Source organism: Allobosea sp. 2KB_26 (assembly GCF_052115715.1).
In the GTDB taxonomy this organism is placed as follows: Bacteria; Pseudomonadota; Alphaproteobacteria; order Rhizobiales; family Beijerinckiaceae; genus Allobosea.
Genome location: NZ_JBFRHE010000021.1, coordinates 1 through 17,387, shown reverse-complemented (window position 1 = coordinate 17,387; position 17,387 = coordinate 1). Strand labels below are relative to the sequence as shown.

The 17,387-nt window shown below is 63.1% G+C and carries 15 protein-coding genes; 9 read left to right on the top strand and 6 right to left on the bottom strand.

Annotated features, from left to right (window positions below):
- Positions 1-262: 262 nt before the first annotated feature.
- Positions 263-1,066: an XRE family transcriptional regulator gene (locus AB4099_RS30975; RefSeq protein ID WP_441480909.1), complete on the bottom strand. Its 804-nt coding sequence runs from the start codon at positions 1,064-1,066 to the stop codon at positions 263-265.
- 156 nt (positions 1,067-1,222) lie between these two features.
- On the opposite strand from AB4099_RS30975, the gene hisD reads away from it, so the two are divergent.
- From hisD to AB4099_RS30945, 6 genes are all read left to right on the top strand, one after another.
- Entirely contained in the window at positions 1,223-2,527 is a 1,305-nt protein-coding gene (gene hisD, locus AB4099_RS30970; RefSeq protein WP_441480908.1) for a histidinol dehydrogenase, read from the top strand.
- A gap of 5 nt (positions 2,528-2,532) precedes the next feature.
- Complete coding sequence (locus tag AB4099_RS30965) at positions 2,533-3,474, top strand: ABC transporter permease (RefSeq protein ID WP_441480907.1); 942 nt, start codon at positions 2,533-2,535, stop codon at positions 3,472-3,474.
- A complete protein-coding gene (locus AB4099_RS30960; protein ID WP_441480906.1) occupies positions 3,471-4,364 on the top strand; it encodes an ABC transporter permease in 894 nt (297 codons plus the stop codon). Before AB4099_RS30965 ends, AB4099_RS30960 begins: the two co-directional genes overlap by 4 nt.
- A gap of 106 nt (positions 4,365-4,470) precedes the next feature.
- A complete protein-coding gene (locus AB4099_RS30955; RefSeq protein WP_441480905.1) occupies positions 4,471-5,964 on the top strand; it encodes a M81 family metallopeptidase in 1,494 nt (497 codons plus the stop codon).
- A complete protein-coding gene (locus AB4099_RS30950) occupies positions 5,957-6,934 on the top strand; it encodes an aminotransferase class IV (protein ID WP_441480904.1) in 978 nt (325 codons plus the stop codon). Before AB4099_RS30955 ends, AB4099_RS30950 begins: the two co-directional genes overlap by 8 nt.
- A gap of 8 nt (positions 6,935-6,942) precedes the next feature.
- Positions 6,943-8,526 (top strand): ABC transporter substrate-binding protein, encoded by a 1,584-nt coding sequence (locus tag AB4099_RS30945; RefSeq protein ID WP_441480903.1) that lies wholly within the window; start codon positions 6,943-6,945, stop codon positions 8,524-8,526.
- 307 nt (positions 8,527-8,833) lie between these two features.
- Here AB4099_RS30945 and AB4099_RS30940 read toward each other — a convergent pair whose 3' ends face one another.
- The 5 genes from AB4099_RS30940 to AB4099_RS30920 all read right to left on the bottom strand — a co-directional run bounded on the left by AB4099_RS30940 (position 8,834) and on the right by AB4099_RS30920 (position 15,027).
- The gene (locus AB4099_RS30940; RefSeq protein WP_441480902.1) at positions 8,834-11,098 is read right to left on the bottom strand and encodes an ATP-binding protein; all 2,265 of its coding nucleotides are present in this window, start codon (positions 11,096-11,098) and stop codon (positions 8,834-8,836) included.
- A gap of 518 nt (positions 11,099-11,616) precedes the next feature.
- A complete protein-coding gene (locus tag AB4099_RS30935) occupies positions 11,617-12,723 on the bottom strand; it encodes a DUF3800 domain-containing protein (RefSeq protein ID WP_441480901.1) in 1,107 nt (368 codons plus the stop codon).
- A gap of 6 nt (positions 12,724-12,729) precedes the next feature.
- Positions 12,730-13,170 carry a hypothetical protein gene (locus AB4099_RS30930; protein ID WP_441480900.1) on the bottom strand — a complete coding sequence of 147 codons (441 nt, stop codon included), beginning with the start codon at positions 13,168-13,170 and terminating at the stop codon, positions 12,730-12,732.
- Positions 13,171-13,174: 4 nt separating this feature from the next.
- Positions 13,175-14,164, bottom strand: coding sequence for an ATP-dependent nuclease (locus AB4099_RS30925; RefSeq protein WP_441480899.1), 990 nt, complete (start codon positions 14,162-14,164; stop codon positions 13,175-13,177).
- Positions 14,146-15,027: an AAA family ATPase gene (locus tag AB4099_RS30920; RefSeq protein ID WP_441480898.1), complete on the bottom strand. Its 882-nt coding sequence runs from the start codon at positions 15,025-15,027 to the stop codon at positions 14,146-14,148. Before AB4099_RS30920 ends, AB4099_RS30925 begins: the two co-directional genes overlap by 19 nt.
- A 646-nt stretch (positions 15,028-15,673) precedes the next feature.
- On the opposite strand from AB4099_RS30920, the gene AB4099_RS30915 reads away from it, so the two are divergent.
- The 3 genes from AB4099_RS30915 to AB4099_RS30905 form a co-directional block, all read left to right on the top strand.
- Positions 15,674-15,856: a hypothetical protein gene (locus AB4099_RS30915; RefSeq protein ID WP_441480897.1), complete on the top strand. Its 183-nt coding sequence runs from the start codon at positions 15,674-15,676 to the stop codon at positions 15,854-15,856.
- Between the two features lie 28 nt (positions 15,857-15,884).
- Positions 15,885-16,910: a ribosome small subunit-dependent GTPase A gene (gene rsgA / locus AB4099_RS30910; RefSeq protein ID WP_441480896.1), complete on the top strand. Its 1,026-nt coding sequence runs from the start codon at positions 15,885-15,887 to the stop codon at positions 16,908-16,910.
- A 382-nt stretch (positions 16,911-17,292) separates the two neighbouring features.
- On the top strand, positions 17,293-17,387 hold a 95-nt coding region (locus tag AB4099_RS30905), incomplete at its 3' end, for a YjiS-like domain-containing protein (RefSeq protein ID WP_441480949.1).

Below are 17,387 nucleotides of genomic sequence, written 5' to 3'. Positions count from 1 at the left end.
CTTCGGCGCAGTTCGCTGCATCTGCCGTTGGCGCGATCAGGCTGTCCGCAAGCGATCGTTGCTGGCGTCCGCTATGGGCACAAGCCGACCCGTCGCGGTGAATTGTCGGGTATCCCTGCCATAGCGGGCGCGGCTGTCGAAGCCTATCGACGTGAAGCTCGTGAGCCGGCTGGAGGTCGGCTCGGGTGCGGCGGCGATGCGGTATCGGCTTCGACAGAGCCCTCGGGCCTGTCCCCGCCCCGCTCCAGGCCACGAGCGCAGCTCAGCTCACCCGCAGCATGTCGCTGCCATCGCCGAGATAGTGCAGGACATCGCGCGGGATTGAGGGGTCGTCGGGCTGCAAGGTCGTGGCGATGGCCATGTCGTCCCTGCCGATCAGACCGGCGCGGCGATAGTGCAAGGCGGTCCTGGTCGCATAGGGCTCGCGCAGCATGGTCGCTGCGATGCCGCTGGCGATGCCGAACATGAACTTGGTCTTGCTGCGCTGAACCGGCATCAGGATCGAGGTCGTCAGCTCGTTCTTCTGGACGCTCTCGAAATCGAAGAAGAAGATCCGCCCGGCCAGCGGCACCGTGAACCCGTGATATTTGAAGATGTAATCCGTCTTCCCCCGCGCTTCCGCGCTCGGAAAGCGTTCGAGATAGCAATGCTGATAGAGGTTCTCGTTGCGGTAGATGCAGAGCAGCGAGCGGATGATCGCGCCCTTGTAGATCGATGAATACTGGTAGCGGTCATAGACCCCCGCGATATCAGGCGTTTCCCGCTTGGCGCCGAGCACCGCTGCATTCATGAAGGCGTCGAACTGGCGCGAGCCGCGCAGGCGTTCCAGCACCGGAAAATAATTGCCGTCGACGAGCATCCGGACCTCGTCCGGGTCGGCGAAGAGCACGGCCGGCCCCAGCCCGAAGAACTGCGAGATCAGCCGGATATTGCCGGGCGACGGCAGGTGAACGCCCGAGAGGTATTTGTTGAACTGCTGCCGGTTGAGCCCGATCTTCTGGCAGACGGCCGTGATCGAGCTGTGACGCTCGCAGAGGAACCTCAGGTTCGCCGAAAATCGTTCCACGCCTTCAGGTCTCACAGCGTCCCCGCCCCCACGCGTCAGCAGCATGCTGACGCGATCACTGCGTCACTTCGCGTCAGCAATCAAGCGACTGCGAAATTGTCAGCCGGCCCGTCCGCGCCGGACACTCCCCGGCCAGATGTGGTGTGGAAGGCAGAGATGATCAGGCGCTTGAAGACGGCGGCACGGTCCGACGACGCGGTTCAGGACAAGGCTCTCACCAAGGCGGTGGAGGAGCTGCTGGCGCAGGTCGAGACCGGCGGCGACAAGGCGGTGCGCGCGCTGGCCACACGGTTCGACGGGCTCGACCGCGCCTCCTACCGGCTGAGCGATGCCGAGATCCGGGCCTGCGTCGACGGCCTGACGACCCGGCAGCGCGACGACATCGATTTCGCCCAGGAGCAGGTCCGCAACTTCGCGCTGGCGCAGCGCGCGGCGCTCCGCGACATCGAGGTCGAGACGCTGCCGGGCGTGATCCTCGGGCACAAGAACATCCCGATCGCGAATGTCGGCTGCTATGTGCCGGGCGGCAAATATCCGCTGCTCGCATCGGCGCATATGTCGGTCGTCACCGCCAAGGTCGCGGGCTGCGAGCGCATCATCTCCTGCGCACCGCCGTTCAATGGCGCGCCCGCCCCCCTGATCGTCGCCGCCCAGTATCTGGCCGGCGCGGACGAGATCTACTGCCTCGGCGGCGTCCAGGCGATCGCGGCGATGGCCTTCGGCACCGAGACGATCAAGCCGGTCGACATGCTCGCCGGCCCCGGCAACGCCTATGTAGCCGAGGCCAAGCGCCTGCTCTTCGGGCGGATCGGCATCGATCTCTTCGCCGGCCCGACGGAGACGCTGATCATCGCCGACGAGACGGTCGATGGCGAGATCTGCGCCACCGACCTGCTGGGACAGGCCGAGCACGGCGTCAATTCGCCGGCGATCCTGCTGACCACCTCCGAGACGCTGGCGCGCGAGACGATGCGCGAGATCGAGCGCCTGCTCGCGATCCTGCCGACGGCAAAAATCGCGCGCCAGGCCTGGGAGGATTATGGCGAGGTCATTCTCTGCGACAGCCTGGAGGAACTGGCTGAGGAATCCGACCGGATCGCGTCGGAACATGTGCAGGTCATGACGGCGGACCCGCAGTATTTTCAGCATCGGCTCAAGAACTACGGCTCGCTCTTCCTTGGCGTGCGCACCACCGTCTCCTATGGCGACAAGGTCATCGGCACGAACCATACGCTGCCGACCAAAAAGGCGGCGCGCTATACCGGCGGGCTCTGGGTCGGGAAATTCCTGAAGACCTGTACCTATCAGCGCATCCTGACCGACGAGGCCTCGGTCCTGATCGGCGAAGCCTGCTCGCGGCTCTGCATCATGGAAGGCTTCGTCGGCCATGCCGAGCAGGCCAATATCCGCGTCCGGCGCTTCGGCGGGCGCAACGTGCCCTACGGCGCCGCGGTCGAATAGCCCCGATGCTCTCCTTCATCATCAGGCGCATCGTCGCGACCATCCCGGTGATGGCCTTCGTCGCCCTTTTCGTCTTCTCGCTGCTCTATATCGCGCCGGGTGATCCCGCTGCCGTGATCGCCGGCGACCAGGCCTCGCCGGCCGAGGTCGAGCGCATCCGGCAGGGGCTCGGTCTCGACCGGCCCTATCTGATCCGCTTCGGCGAATGGGCCGTCCGGGTCGTGCAGGGCGATCTCGGCACCTCGATCTTCACGGCGAGGCCGGTCACGCTTCTGATCGCGCAGCGCATCGAGCCGACGCTGTCCCTGATGGTGCTGACGCTGCTCGTCACCGTGCTCATCGCGGTGCCGATGGGCGTGCTCGCGGCCTGGAATGCCGGCACCTGGGTCGACAAGTTCGCGATGGCCTTTGCGGTGCTGGGCTTTTCCGTGCCGGTCTTCGTCGTCGGCTATCTCCTCGCCTATCTCTTCGCGCTCAAGCTCGAATGGCTGCCGGTGCAGGGCTACACGCCGCTCGCGGAGGGTGTCTGGCCCTGGCTGCGCAACCTGATCCTGCCGGCGCTTGCGCTCGGCTTCGTCTATATCGCGCTGATCGCCCGCATCACCCGGGCGACCATGCTCGAAGTGCTGCAGCAGGATTACATCCGCACCGCCCGCTCCAAGGGCGTCAGCCATCGCAACGTCCTGTTCCTGCACGCGCTGAAGAACGCCGCCGTGCCGGTGATCACCGTCATCGGCGTCGGCATCGCGCTCCTGATCGGCGGCGCGGTCGTCACCGAGAGCGTCTTCGCCATTCCCGGACTCGGCCGGCTGACGGTCGATGCGATCCTGCAGCGCGACTATCCGGTGATCCAGGGCGTCATCCTGATGTTCAGCTTCGTCTATGTGCTGGTGAACCTGCTGATCGACCTCGCCTACACCATCGTCGACCCGAGGATACGCTATTGACCGCGCTCACCGGCACCGAGGCGGGCGGGGCCCGGCTCTTCGCGAGACCCTCGCGGCTGCAGCGCCTCCTGCGCTATCTCGGCCGGCACCCTTCGGTCGCGATCGGCGGCGGGCTGCTTCTCGCCATGGTCGCGATCGCCATCCTCGCGCCGCTGCTCTGGACGATCGACCCGACCCAGATCTCGCCGGCGCGGCGGACACGGATGCCCTCTGAAGCATACTGGTTCGGCACCGACATGCTCGGGCGCGACGTCTATTCGCGCGTCGTCTATGGCGCCCGCGTCTCGCTGATCGTCGGGTTTGCGGTGGCGGCGCTCGCCTCGCTGGCGGGTCTCGCGATCGGCGTCCTCGCCGGCTTCGTGCGCAAGGCCGATGGCGTGATCATGCGCGCCATCGACGGCATGATGTCGATCCCGCCGATCCTGCTCGCCATTGCGCTGATGGCGCTGACGCGCGGCTCGGTCGGCAATGTCGTCCTGGCGATCACGCTGGCGGAAATTCCACGCGTTGCCAGACTCGTACGCGGCGTCGTTCTCTCGCTGCGTGAACAGGCCTATGTCGAGGCGGCCGTCGCCTGCGGCGCCAGGGCGCCGCGGATCATCGTCAAGCACATCATCCCCAACACCATGGCGCCGATGCTGGTACAGGCGACCTATATTTGCGCCAGCGCAATGATCGTCGAGGCGATCTTGTCCTTTATCGGCGCCGGCATCCCGCCTGCGACGCCGTCCTGGGGCAACATCATGGCCGAGGGGCGCGCGCTCTGGCAGGTCCGGCCGCATATCGTGCTGTTTCCCGCGCTCTTTCTCTCGATCACGGTCCTGGCAGTCAACCTGCTCGGCGACGGCCTGCGCGACTCGCTCGATCCGCGCATCGCCAAGAGCTTGTGAGGGGAAGCGCGTTCGGGACGTGAAACCGCGAGGAGTGCGTCAGGAGCGGCTTCGACCCTGACCGTAAGCATTGCCGACAATCAAACAAGAATGGGGAAGGACGTTCATGCGCGTTGCACTGGCCAGCTTTGAATTCGAGGGCAATACGCTCTCCCAGCAGATCAACGGGCGCGACAGCTTCGCCCGAAAGGTCCTCGTCGAAGGCGAGGCCGTCCTTGCGGCGATCGAGGGCCGCGACCTTGCCGTCACCGGCGCGCTCGAGGCGCTGCGCAAGGAGGGGCTGGACGTCGTTCCCGTCCTCGTCGCCCATGGCGGCTCCGGCGGCGTCGTCGAGGGCGCCTTCTACCGCGAGACTTTTGAGGCCATCGTCGCCGGTATCCTGAGGGAGCCGGTGGACGGCGTCTTCCTCGCCCTGCACGGGGCGATGATCTGCGAGGGCGAGACCGATCCCGAGGGCGCCCTGCTCGCGGCGCTGCGCGCGGCGCTCGGCCCCGGCATCAAGATTGCCGTGAGCCTCGACCTGCACGCCCATGTCACGCCGCGCATGGCTGGGAATGCCGACATTCTCGTCGGCTACGAAACCTATCCCCATGTCGACGCCCATGGCACCGGGCGGCGCGCCGCCGAACTGCTGGCGGGCGCGCTGCATGGCCGCATCGCGCCGGTGACCCGGCTCCGGCGCATCGACGCGCTCCTGCCCGTCGCCGGCGGCTCCACCAACGGCGATGCGCCGATGGCCGAGCTGCGCCAGCTCGCGCGCCGGATCGAGGCGGACGGGCGGGCGCTCGCCGCGAGCTATTTTCCGGTCCAGCCCTGGCTCGACATCGAGGGTCTCGGCATCGCCGGCGTCGCGGTGACCGATGCCGATCCCGCTGGGGCAACCGCGGTGGCCAGCGAGATCGTGCAGGCGATGTGGGACCGTCGCCGCGCCTTCGAGATCCCCTGCCTGTCCCCGGACGAGGCGGTCGCGGAGGCGATTGCCCGGCCCGGCCGGGTCCTGATCTCGGATGCGCCCGACTGCGTCGGCGGCGGCGCCCCCGGGGATGCTCCGGCCGTGCTGGCGGCCCTGCTGCGCGCCGGGCTCGCGGTCGAGGCGGCCGTGCTCGTCGTCGACCCCATTGCTGCGGCAAAAGCCTTCGCGCTCGGCGTCGGCCAACCGATCCGCGTCGCGATCGGCTCAAGCCTCGACCCGCGCTTCCATCCGCCGGTCGAAGTCGAGGCGGTGGTCGAGAGCCTGCATGACGGCCATTTCACCTATTCCGCCGGCATCAGCGCCGGCACGCCCGGACAGATGGGGCCGACCGCGGTGCTGCGGGCCGGCAAACTCCGCATCGTCGTGCCGACCCATGCGACCTACGAATATGCGGACGAGCAGTACCGGGCTGCGGGCATCGACATCCGCGACTGCAAGATCGTCGTTTTCAAGAACCCGATGAACTTCCGCACCCTACTCGGCGCCGACACATCCTGGGTGATGGTCGGCGGCGCGGGCCCGACGAACCCGGATCTCGCCAGCATCGACTGGCACGTCAAGACGCGCCCGTTCTGGCCCTGCGACGACCAGGCTGAACCCGTTTTCATGGAGATGAGCCGTGACTGACCCCTTGCTGTCCTGGCCGGCGCCGACGCGCAGCCGCAACCGCCCGCCCGCCGAACCACGCTTCGCCGAAGGCACCGCCTGGATCGACGGCAGGATCGTGCCGGTGGCCGAGGCCACCCTGCCGCTGCTCGACTGGGGTTTCCTGCGCTCGGACGCCTGCCAGGAGACAATCTCGGCCTGGGACGGGCTGCTGTTTCGCCTCGACGACCATCTCGACCGGTTCTGGCGCTCGCTGGAACGCCTGCGCATGACCTCGCCGCTCAGCCGCGAGGAGATCCACAAGGCGGTCCACGCCCTGATCGCGACCTCAGGCTTCGACAACGCCTATGTGCAGATCATCATGACGCGCGGCCGGCCGCCGATCGGCAGCCGCGACATCCGGCTCTGCACCCAGCGTTTCCAGGCCTTCTGCATCCCCTATGTCTGGATCGCAACGCCAGAGGTGCAGCAGCGCGGCCTGCATCTCCATGTCGGCAGCCGGCATCGCGTGCCGGCGAATTCCGTCGACCCGATGGTCAAGCACTATCACTGGCTCGATTTCGAGCTCGGCCTGCTCGAGGCCTTCGACCATGGCGCCGAGACCGTCGTGCTGACCGACGGCCAGGGCCATGTCCTGGAAGGTCCGGGCTTCAATATCTTCGTCCGCAGGGGGGAGACGCTGCTGACCCCGCGCACCGGCATGCTCGACGGCATGACGCGGCGCACCGTGATGGAGCTTTGCGCCGATCTCGGCATCACGGTCGAGGCGACCGACGTTCCCGTCGCAGCGCTGCTCGAGGCCGACGAGATCTTCCTGACGACGACCGCCGGCGGCGTGCTGCCGGTCACCTCGGTCGGCACCAGGGCCATTCGCAACGGACCGGGCCCGGTCACCGCCCGGATCCACGCCGCTTACTGGCAACGCCGCGCCGATGGCTGGCTCGGTGAACCCGTCGACTACGTCGTCCCCGCCCCTTCTGCCTCGGAGTAGGACCTGCCATGTTCAACAGACGTCAGTTCATCGCCGCAGCCGGCGCCGCCACCCTCGCCCGCCCCGCCATCGCCCAGGGCACGGCCGCGCGCACGCTGAAATTCATCCCGGAAACCAACCTCGCCATCCTCGACCCGATCGTGACGACGGCGGCGGTCTCGACCACGCATGGCTATTGCGTGTTCGACAACCTCTTTGCCGTCGACGACCAGTTGCGGCCGCAGCCGCAGATGGCGGCCGGCGCCACGGTCTCCGACGACGGCAAGACCTACGAGATCAAACTGCGCGACGGCCTTACATTCCATGACGGCGAGCCGGTGCGGGCGCGCGACTGCGTCGCCAGCCTGAAGCGCTGGAGCATGCGCGACAGCTTTGGCCAGGCGCTCGGCGCCGTCGTCGACGAATGGCAATCGGTCGACGACAAGACGATCCGCGTGCGGCTGAAGCGGCCCTTCCCGCAATTCCTGCGCGCGCTCGGCAAGCCGCATTCCTCGGCCGCCTTCATCATGCCGGAGAGGATCGCGAGTTCCGATCCGATGGCGCCGGTCAAGGAGATGGTGGGGTCGGGGCCGTTCCGCTTCGTCGCCAACGAGTTCGTGCCGGGCTCGCGCATGGTCTACGAGAAATTCGAGGGCTATGTGCCGCGCCAGGAGCCGGCCAACTGGACCTCCGGCGGCAAGCGCGTGAATTTCGACCGCGTCGAGTGGCATGTCATCAGCGACCCGGCGACGGCGGCCGGCGCCTTGCAGCGCGGCGAGGTCGACTGGTGGGAGCGCCCCCTGCCCGACCTGATGTCGACCCTGACCTCGAACAAGGAGATCGCCACCAGCACGCTCGATCCCTACGGGCTGATCCTGGGGATGCGCTTCAACCATCAGCAAGCGCCATTCAACAATCCCGCGCTGCGCCGGGCCATTCTCTCGGCCGTCACGCAGGACGACTACATGCAGACGGTGATGGCAGGCGATACGGGGAGTTTCCGCACCTGCCAGGCGATGTTCCCCTGCGGGCTGCCGGGTGTGAAGGAACTCGGCGCCGAGATCATGAAGCAGCCGCCCGACCTGAAGGCGGCCAGGGCCGCGATCGCAGCCTCAGGCTACAAGGGCGAAAAGATCGTGATGCTGCACGCAGCCGACCATCCGCTGATCGCCCCGCTCGGCGACATCACCGCCGATCTGCTGAAGAAGCTCGGCCTGAATGTCGACGTGCAGACGATGGACTGGGGCACGGTCGTCCAGCGGCGCACCTCGAAGGAGCCGGTGGAGCGCGGCGGCTGGAGCATTTTTCACACGAACTGGCCCGGCTCCTCCGTCACCAACCCGGCGGAGAACCTCTATATCCGCGGGGCCGGCGCGTCCGGCTGGTTCGGGTGGCATGACAGCCCGGAGATGGAGACGCTGACGGCGCAATGGCTGGCCAGCACCGACGAGGCGCAGGCGCAAAAGCTGCTGGACGACGTCCAGCGCAGCGCGCTCACCACCGTGCCCGTCGCGCCGCTCGGCCAGATCATTCCCAAAACCGCCTATCGCCGCAACCTGCAGGGCATCCTGACGGCCTCCTCCCCGCTGTTCTGGAACGTCCGCCGGGGCTGACGCCCTGCCCGGTCGATTGTGGACGGGCAGCATCGCCCGGTGCCTTGCAAGCAAACCCGCCGGAGCGATCCGGCGGGTTTTGACGTCAGGGCCGAGAGTGAGCATCGGATTGGCCAGACCCGGCCGTGGCCCATCGGCCGCAAGCGAATAGTCCGGCTGGATCTGTCCGAGACCGGGGTTCGACTCGTCAGAGACATGGGGAGATTGGTATCTGCCGACCGAAGTTGGCCCTTTTCGGACTCTGGCAACGCCCGCTTTGCGGCTCGCCTCGCCCGACGACACGATCTCCCTCGCTGAGGGGTTGGAATCAATACCGAAGATTCCCGAACAGGCTTCGCAGGTCCGCGTCCGTGAATTCCTCGTCGGTTTCCGACGCCCGTTTCGACACGTTGGAGCTAAAGTCAGGCGTCTCGGGCTCTTCCAGCATAGATATTTTGTCCTCAATCGCCGCCCTGGCTTTGGTTATGCTGTAGCCCGTAATTTTCGAAAGCTCTTCCAGATGTTCAAGATGTTCCTGCAAACTATCTGGTGTATCCAGATCGCTGATCGCGGCCCTCGTATCGTGGAACTCGTAGTCGAGGACCTCCGATAAAGCCTCTTCTACGGTATCAGGAGTCGGGTCACCCATATATTCCTTAACGCTCTTCACGACAGTGACGATGTCGTCCAGGGACAGCCCCGATTTTACGGCTATGCAGAACCGTTGCCGAATTGCGTCGAGCAATTCTTCCCTGAGATCGTGGTCGGCCGGCAAGATGTAGTCGGCGCTCCAGTAAAATTGAGCCAGCTCTACGCTATCGCGATAGGACCGCGTCTTGAGATCGGCATTGTCGAGAACTGCAATCGCCAAGTGGACATAATCGTCAATCTCAGATGCTTCGAACCATTCGATGAGGAGGTCAGCACGTTCGGAAACGGCGAGATCATTTTGCGGCCCCCACGGATCGTCAGGCCCCTCCGGGTCCTGCGTGGGATGGTCTTGTATCCGAGAAGCGTATTGCTGGAAGGCAAAGGCAAACTGCCTGATCCGTTCAGGGTGCGCCTTGAAGATCTCCTTCGCATGTTTCCATACTTTCGACGCCCAATCGGCTCGTCGTGCCGCCGCGGGAAGCAGCAGAAGGAATTCTGGCTCAATCAGATACGCCTTCATAAAGTCCCGCAGAGAAGGGTTCACGAACGATACGTTCTGGCCGGATATGGAAAGGAACCCAGACTCAAGCATCCTGAGAGCCGTCTCGAAGTCGGACGGCGAGGTGCTGCGCGCGTAATGGCTGCTCACAGCCCGGTGCATATCGAAGAAATTCTCGCGAAGATGCTCGATGCTGACCCCGTACTGGCTGGAGAAGAACAAGGAGACGAGCAGATTACTGCACTTCATGTCAAGTGAACGGAACGGTTTGCTCCAAATCGTATCAGGGTTCTCAAGAGAACTAAAAATATACTGAGGATATCCATCCGCCTCCATATCATCAATGCAGTCGCTAGAGCAGGACGCAATGATTCGTGGATTATAATTCTTGTGGTCGATAATGCGCGATATCCATTTTCCCTGCAGTAGAGCAGCGATATGATTATTGCTCAAGCTTGAGCATGACAGGTGATTGAACAGGATGTGCGCTTTTATTTTTCGCGTATATGCACCAACATCTAAAAGGTACTTTGCTAGTTGAAACCTTCGGTCGTCGATATGGTCTGACAGAAGTCTCGCTTCTTCGAAAATATGCGCTCGGGTAGTAAGAATGAACCGCGCGTTCTTTGATTGCCGAACGCGGCGAACGAATGTCGCGAGTGCCGTCTCGCGCTTTAGCAGCGACTGTTTGTCCAGCTCGATGCGGCCGAGGAAATCATCAAAGAAAAATAGGCGGGGTTTCTCGTCGTCTATCCTCTCGAATGCATCATCAAGGTCGCGTATCGCCACGAACTCCCAGCCATCGTTCAAATAAGAATAAGAAAGCATCTTTGCCAGCGTCGTCTTACCGACGCCCGGCGGGCCCGAGATGACAATGATTTTCTGCGTGTTTAGCTTCTCTATTGCCTCGTCGAAACTTAGATTACGAACATACACTTTCAGTTCTGCTTGAATTTCTTCCTTCGTCGCCTGCGTGAAAGCTTCCAGACCGGACTGAAGGATGCGCTCCAGGACAGCCGTGCTCGAAAGCCAAAGCTTCAAATGTCGTTTCACTATCTCGGGATGCCGATCGAGGGCGGCCTCAATATCCTTCTGGCTCCAAAGGTCGCCGGGCTCGTTGAGGTGCCCGCCCAGCAGATCAACGATCTGATCTGCCTTTGCCTTGGTGAGGGACTGCGAGGTGAACAGGAGATAGCGGCTAGCCTGTAACGCCGGCAATTTCGCCAACTCGCGACGGACTGCTTTTTTGAGATCGGAGAAGCTTGAGCCCGCGTAGTGTTTGCTCTGCAGAATGACGTTCAAGCCAGCTCTGGCATGCCGGCCGTCGACACCCTGATCCGGTCCCGTGCGAAATGCGCTGAATCGCATATTTGTCTCAGCATACGCAATGTCCCGGCTGAGATCCTCGAAATCAATATGCGACAGGTTCTGAAGTCTGGACATGCTTCACATGGATCTGCTGCGCAACGAACGGTGCGTAACAGTAGCGATCTAACCTTCGTTCACGCAATCCGGCTAACGACGCCCGCACCGCTATGAACTGGATTTTCAGGAACCACGGTACGGGCTGAGCTCTGGCCGGGATTGTTTTGCCCGGTTAAGAGACCCTATCGGCGATCGCCGTCTAATGCCGGCGCGCATCCATCATTAGGTTAGAGCAATTCAAACCGGGGCCTTAGGCCCCTGATTTGGAGCGTTCCCCGGGGCGGTTCCTGGGGATCAGCTCTAGAAACCGGATGGAACTGACGCATGCTATCACGCGACCAGCTATGTCCTCGGCAAGGTTGCCAATGCACCTCCGGGCGCATCGCTCATCACGTCGCTGTCCCTCGTTTATAATAACGGCATCAACCGCTGACCTACGACATGCGGGAGCAATACAAGGTGCAGCTAAACGTTCAGTATTGACCGAAATAGCCCATTGGGCGTCGCGCCAGCTTCGGGCGGCCCTGTTCAGCCCCTTACTCGTCCAGGAATGCCCAGAGCCTGCGCTGATGTGAAGGCGCCATGACGAAGTTAGCAAATATGTCGCTTTCATCGAGCGACCGGTCAATTAACCGCGATAGCGTCGCAAGCGAGGATCGCTGGCGATCGTTGAGTTCCGCGCGTGCTTCGACCAGTTCAGCCTCACTGTGCACGATGATGAAGTCGCATAGTTTTCCAATCAGGCCGACCACCGGGTCCGACATCTGAATGCCGAGTTCCTCATGCGATACGGCAAACCGGAAATGGTCGAGCTGGCGATCGCCATCCATGAAGCGCCACGTCGTAACTTCGCGGCTGACTTGGTCCTCGGCATCAAGCACATGGTGCGCGTTGATCATCATGCTCAAGCGCGCCATGTAGAAGTCGCGATACTGGGCCACCAGTTCCCCGGGTGTCTCGTCCTCAAGGAATGGCAAACGGTCGAGCTGTTTGCCGAGTTGCAATATACCTTTCAGCATCTGGAACGCGAAGGGCGGACAAAGCGAGCGCCCAGGCTCCATTGTTTCCAGCAGCGTTTCGAGGAACTGGCACCGTCGCGTTGCGCCTACATTGGGATAATCGAACCGCCTAAAGACGTCGATGATCGCGTGCAGGTCCGCGCGAACCAACGTGTTGAGCGTGTCCTTGAGTGGCCAGATCATCTCGTTCAGGCGATCGTCTCGCGCCTCAGCCAAGATGGAGTCGATGATGTCGACGATTGACCAGAAGATGGGATCGATCGCTTGGAGATGCAGGTAAAAACCCTCGTCCTCGAGCCATTGCAGATACGTGCCGACCTTCACGCTTCCTAACAGCCTCAGAAAGTCGCCCGAGCCAAGATGACGGAGCTTCAGGTCGCGGTTGGTGGGCTGCAGGTAGAGCGCCGCGCGCAGCGCCGGAAAATTGAGTTCCCGCGGAGGCCCACGGTGCCCGATCCCGCCGAGTACAAAGCATTTTGCTTCGTTGTTGAGTCCCGTATCGGTGATGCGCACCAGACGGTGATTGTTCGTCTCGTCGTAATAAAGCGTGTACTCGTCGTCGGCGTGATTGAGACCGTGCATTGCGATCTCGACGCGGCGATGGCGTCGAACGTCGATGTCCATGGGGCGCTACCTCTTCGTCAGCAGCCGGCACGCCAGATAGCGCTCGCCCCAACGCGTCGAGAACGCGTCCGATACTTCAAACCAGCTGCCATCATTGCCGGACCCGTGATGCTCGCCCATGCAGGAGCACTGGCAGATATGGCCCGTGGCCTTCTGGCAGGAAGCGGAGCAGATCTCCTGTTCGCGAAACGGCTGGACGATATAGACCTTGCCGAAGCGCGCGAGAGTCCGGTCGACGGTGTCGTTGAACCAGGCCTTCGGGATCTGCCAGTAGGCTTCGTCCGATACCCATTCCGGCTTGCTGCGGCGGCCATTCTGCAGCCATTGCCGATTATTCTCGGCGAAAGGCAGGCGCACACGCAGCTGCTCGCCTTTGCCCGTGCGCCGCAGCACGACAGGGATCGCTTTCTGGCCCCACACATAGGGAAGCGTCAGCCGGTCGTGCACCGCCCTACCCCGGTTCGCCTTCAATGACCGGCTGCGCCGGCGCGGCCGCGGGCTGCTCTTCGATCGCGGGCTCTGCGGCGACCGCCAGCTCGAGCTCTTCGACCGTTTTCCACGCCAGCACGCCTGCAGGTGCGTCCTCGCGTTCGAACAACAGGTAGTCGAAGGCCCACTGCACGCGTTCGCGGGCGACAGCCTCCGCACGCATCGTCATCACCGTCTGGAAAGGCTTGTCGCTCGTTGCCGACGTGCCGAACATCGCATGCTCGAAATCGATCGTGCTCGCCGCCAGGCGTACACGGTCCGGGTCGGGCGCGGCCGCTACCGCATCCCGGATACGCTCGTTCGCAGCCCACGCCGAATTGGCCTTGCCCTTCTTCGTCAGCGGCCGGTCCGTGTCGTGCAGCACCGCATAGCGGGTGCCGAAATGGTTCATGATCTTAACAATGATCGGAATGATGTACTTGCCCCGGGCGCGGACCACATGGACGTTGCGGTAGCGTTGTGGGTCGGCGTTGACGAGCTCTCGGAACGCCGAGAACTCCGTGTCCCCTTCGACGACGATCGTGCGGCCACCGAAGAACAGCTCACCGACATACGGGTCCCACTGGTTCAGGAGCTTGAGAAGCTCCTTCTCGTCCGGTGTGAGCTTCACCTTATCCGGCCGGAACACCGTCGTGCCGGCGATCGCGCCGTCCTGGCCGCGTTCGACGCGGACGATCGTCGTGTTGTCGCGTGAGACGTCGATGAAGGGCGGCGAATGGGTGGTGACCATGACCTGCCACCCCGTGCCCGCCGCAGCCAGGTCGTAGAGCACCCGGCAGGCATCACGCACGGCCGAAGGATGCAGGCAGATCTCAGGCTCATCGAGCAGGAGCACATGCGGCCGCCGAAGCACCTCACCCTCGGCTGCCTCCTCCACGACGGCTGCCTTCTTGCCCCTCTTGGCAGGCGCAGGCTGGCGCTCAGCGGCCAGCTTCAGCGCCGACCACAGCAAGGTGCGGCGCGCACACTTCCCTGTTTGTCGAGCGGCGCCATATGGCCACCGTCCGGCCCCATCCGGATGACGGGCTTCGCTGAGAACAGGCTGACCGGGTTGCTCGCCAACTGGTCGGGCCGTGTGTCGAGCTGGACTTTGAATCCACCGAAGATCTCGCCGATATAGGAGCTCAAGGATGCCTCGAGCCCAGTAATGTCTTCCCTGCTCTGCTCGACGATCTCGCGCTGGATGCGGCGGATCTCGTTGGACAGGGTTTCGATCGTCGACGCCTCTTCACCTGCTGTGCGGGTTGCCCGTTCGGTGAGGATCTCCTGCATGATCTTGGAGATCTTCTCACCTTGCTCGTCCGGGCTCGCAAATGCATCGACACGGTGCGGATACGGCCTATGGGCATTCGCTATGTTTGGTGCGCCCCATGGTACCTGCTCATCCCAGTCCTCGGCAGCAGCACGGCGGCCCTGGCGCTTCGGATCCTTGTCCTGCGTCTCCCAGCGCCAGCGCTCACGGATGTAAATATGGCCCGTATCCTCCTCTTTATGGAGCCATTGTGCTGCCGGAAGATCGTCCCAGACATAGGTCTGCAGCTCGATCTCCGGCAGATTGTCCGGATCGACCATCTCGCGAGGAAAATCTTCGATCTTGAGGCGGCCGTCGGTGCTGCCGTGCGACATCACCACTTCATAGGCGCGCAAAATGGTGCTCTTGCCCGCATTGTTGGGGCCGACGAGCACGACGATGTCATCCAGATCGATGCTGACGGGATTCGGCCCGATGCACCTGAAATTCTTGACGATCAGTCTCTTAAGCTTCGATTTCGACAGCGCGAATGGTTCTTCTGCTTTTGCAGGTGGCTTTGCCATCGTTTCCCCCAGGCCATTGGGCCTAATCTGCCGTAGGCAAAGATGGCATACAACGTAAAGTAATGGCCATGCACGCGGAGCCTGCAAGCTGCCTGATTTGCGGCCAAGCAGCCGTGATCCTAGGCCGCCGAAGTGCGCTCTTTGCGATTTCGCTGTGTGAAATGCCGGCATGTGACGGCCGATACACGCACAATTAGCCTCTTCAAGCACAACGGATCCTCGAGGAGCCTGAGGAAAAGTAAGCTCAGGGCGGCGAAGTAAAGACTATGGCTGCCTGACGGGCGGCCTTACCCGGCTACGAGCCACTATCGGTCCGAACAACACGCTGAAGTCGATTTCGACCGAGAGGCGCCACACGGCAAGGTCTGCTTTCGAGCAACACGCTAACGTCCGAAAGTGGCGCAGCGCGGCTGCCAGCTTTCTGGAGCGCTAAATCGGATTACAGCCCGTCGAACCAGCTCTTCCATTGCGACACAGCTTAGCGAAGATGCCGCGAAGGCTCGTGTCGCCGGTTGAGAATCTGCTGCATTTCGCAGCGACCAGCAAAGATGCCATGGCTAGGGCGAGTGCCACTCGTACGAGACTGAGCCGAATGGAGATCTGCAATCAGGATGACATATGTCTAGCGGCAGACACGTGGACCACAATGTCGAAGAAGCGTCATAAGCCCGCAGCGATCGTCGCGAAGCTGCGCCCTGCCGATATTCTGGTCTCGCGGGGCCAGCCCGTAGCGGACGCGATCCGCTCGATCGGCGTCACGGACTACGCTCACTTTCCGTCTTCCGGCGCTTGCAACCCGGCCCAAACCCCGCTCTATCGTCGCCCATGACGAGGACGCCGAGCGGTGGGGCGATACTGTGACGCAAGGTGACACTGCCTCCGCACCACTGTCCCTTGCGGCGCTGGGCTGGACGGATTTCTTTGCAGATCAATGCGGACCGGATGACGCCTGCCTCCGGCCTGTGCGCATCGACTCGGTGCACCGCACCCGCATGAGCGCAATCACGCCCGATGGGCCGATCAGGCTCAAGCTGCCGGTCCATACCAATACAGGCGACTTCACGGTGGGTGACTGGGTTCTGGTGGAGCCCAGCACACATCTGCTACGGCGCCGGCTGGAGCGCGCGACGGTGTTGGCGCGGCGCACCGAGGGCAGCATGACGCCGCAGCTTGCCGGGGCCAACATCGACACACTGTTCATCGTCACCTCCTGCAATGCTGATTTCAACGTCGCGCGCCTGGAGCGCTATCTTGCGCTGGCCAATGAGAGCGGAGCCGAACCTGTCATCCTGCTGACCAAGGCCGATCTCGTGCCGGACGTGCAGCCCTATCTCGACCAGGCCGCCGCCCTGCAGCGCGGGCTGGCTGTTGCAACCGTCAATCCGCGCAGCTCTCACGCGGCGGCTGCGTTCGCGTCCTGGTGTGGCGAAGGCCGCACCCTCGCGCTGGTCGGTTCGTCCGGCGTCGGCAAATCGACTCTTGTGAACGCGCTTGCCGGCACCATCGAGGGCGAACCGCAGCAGACGGGCGACATCCGCGACCACGACGCCAAGGGGCGCCACACCACGACGTCGCGCTCGCTGCATGCGATTGTCTGCGGCGGCTGGGTGATTGATACGCCGGGCATGCGCACGCTCCATGTCAGCGATGCGGCGTCTGGTCTCGAAACGCTGTTCGCCGAGATCACGGAACTAAGCCCGCTCTGCCGCTTCCGCGACTGCACCCATGAGCACGAACCCGGCTGCGCGGTTCAGGAGGCAGTCTCCAAGGGCGTGATCGACCCTGAGCGTCTGGCACGCTGGCGCAAGCTCGATCTAGAGAACAGGGCAAAGACGCCGGAGGCGAAGGGGCCGAGGGGAAGGGGCGGTAGGCGGGGCGTCTGATTCGGCCGAGCCCAAACCTCAGCCTGTTCATCCTGGAGCTGACGCCGGTGATACGGCCCCTCGCCCGCCAGCGCCCGACGATCGACGACTATCCGGACGACCATGTGGCCCGGCGTCCGGATGCGACACCTCTCGGTGACCCTGCCGCCGCGCAGCCCATTTTCTAGGCAGAATATCGGTTTCATTTGAAACAATGACTGCGCTTAACGCATGATGAAACCAGCAAATTACTGATTAACAAATGATTCATGCTCTGGATGCATATCGGAACTGAAGTAAAGCCCCTAATTGCGGCGGCCCGATCGGCTTATGTGCAGTGCACAACGAAATTGTCGCTGTGGGCACCGCCCCGGTCCGGAATATCCGCCAGAGGAATATCACCATGTTCGTCACCATGATTGCCGCCAAAATCCGCGCCTTCCTGCGCTATCGCGAGACGGTTCGCGAGCTGTCGCGCCTGACCAACCGTGAGCTCGA

Coding starts and splice junctions, on each gene's coding strand:
- hisD (WP_441480908.1), top strand. CDS start 1,223: ATGATCAGGCGCTTGAAGACGGCGGCACGGTCCGACGACGCGGTTCAG.
- AB4099_RS30965 (WP_441480907.1), top strand. CDS start 2,533: ATGCTCTCCTTCATCATCAGGCGCATCGTCGCGACCATCCCGGTGATG.
- AB4099_RS30955 (WP_441480905.1), top strand. CDS start 4,471: ATGCGCGTTGCACTGGCCAGCTTTGAATTCGAGGGCAATACGCTCTCC.
- AB4099_RS30945 (WP_441480903.1), top strand. CDS start 6,943: ATGTTCAACAGACGTCAGTTCATCGCCGCAGCCGGCGCCGCCACCCTC.
- AB4099_RS30940 (WP_441480902.1), bottom strand. CDS start 11,098: ATGTCCAGACTTCAGAACCTGTCGCATATTGATTTCGAGGATCTCAGC.
- AB4099_RS30935 (WP_441480901.1), bottom strand. CDS start 12,723: ATGGACATCGACGTTCGACGCCATCGCCGCGTCGAGATCGCAATGCAC.
- AB4099_RS30920 (WP_441480898.1), bottom strand. CDS start 15,027: ATGGCAAAGCCACCTGCAAAAGCAGAAGAACCATTCGCGCTGTCGAAA.
- AB4099_RS30915 (WP_441480897.1), top strand. CDS start 15,674: ATGTCGAAGAAGCGTCATAAGCCCGCAGCGATCGTCGCGAAGCTGCGC.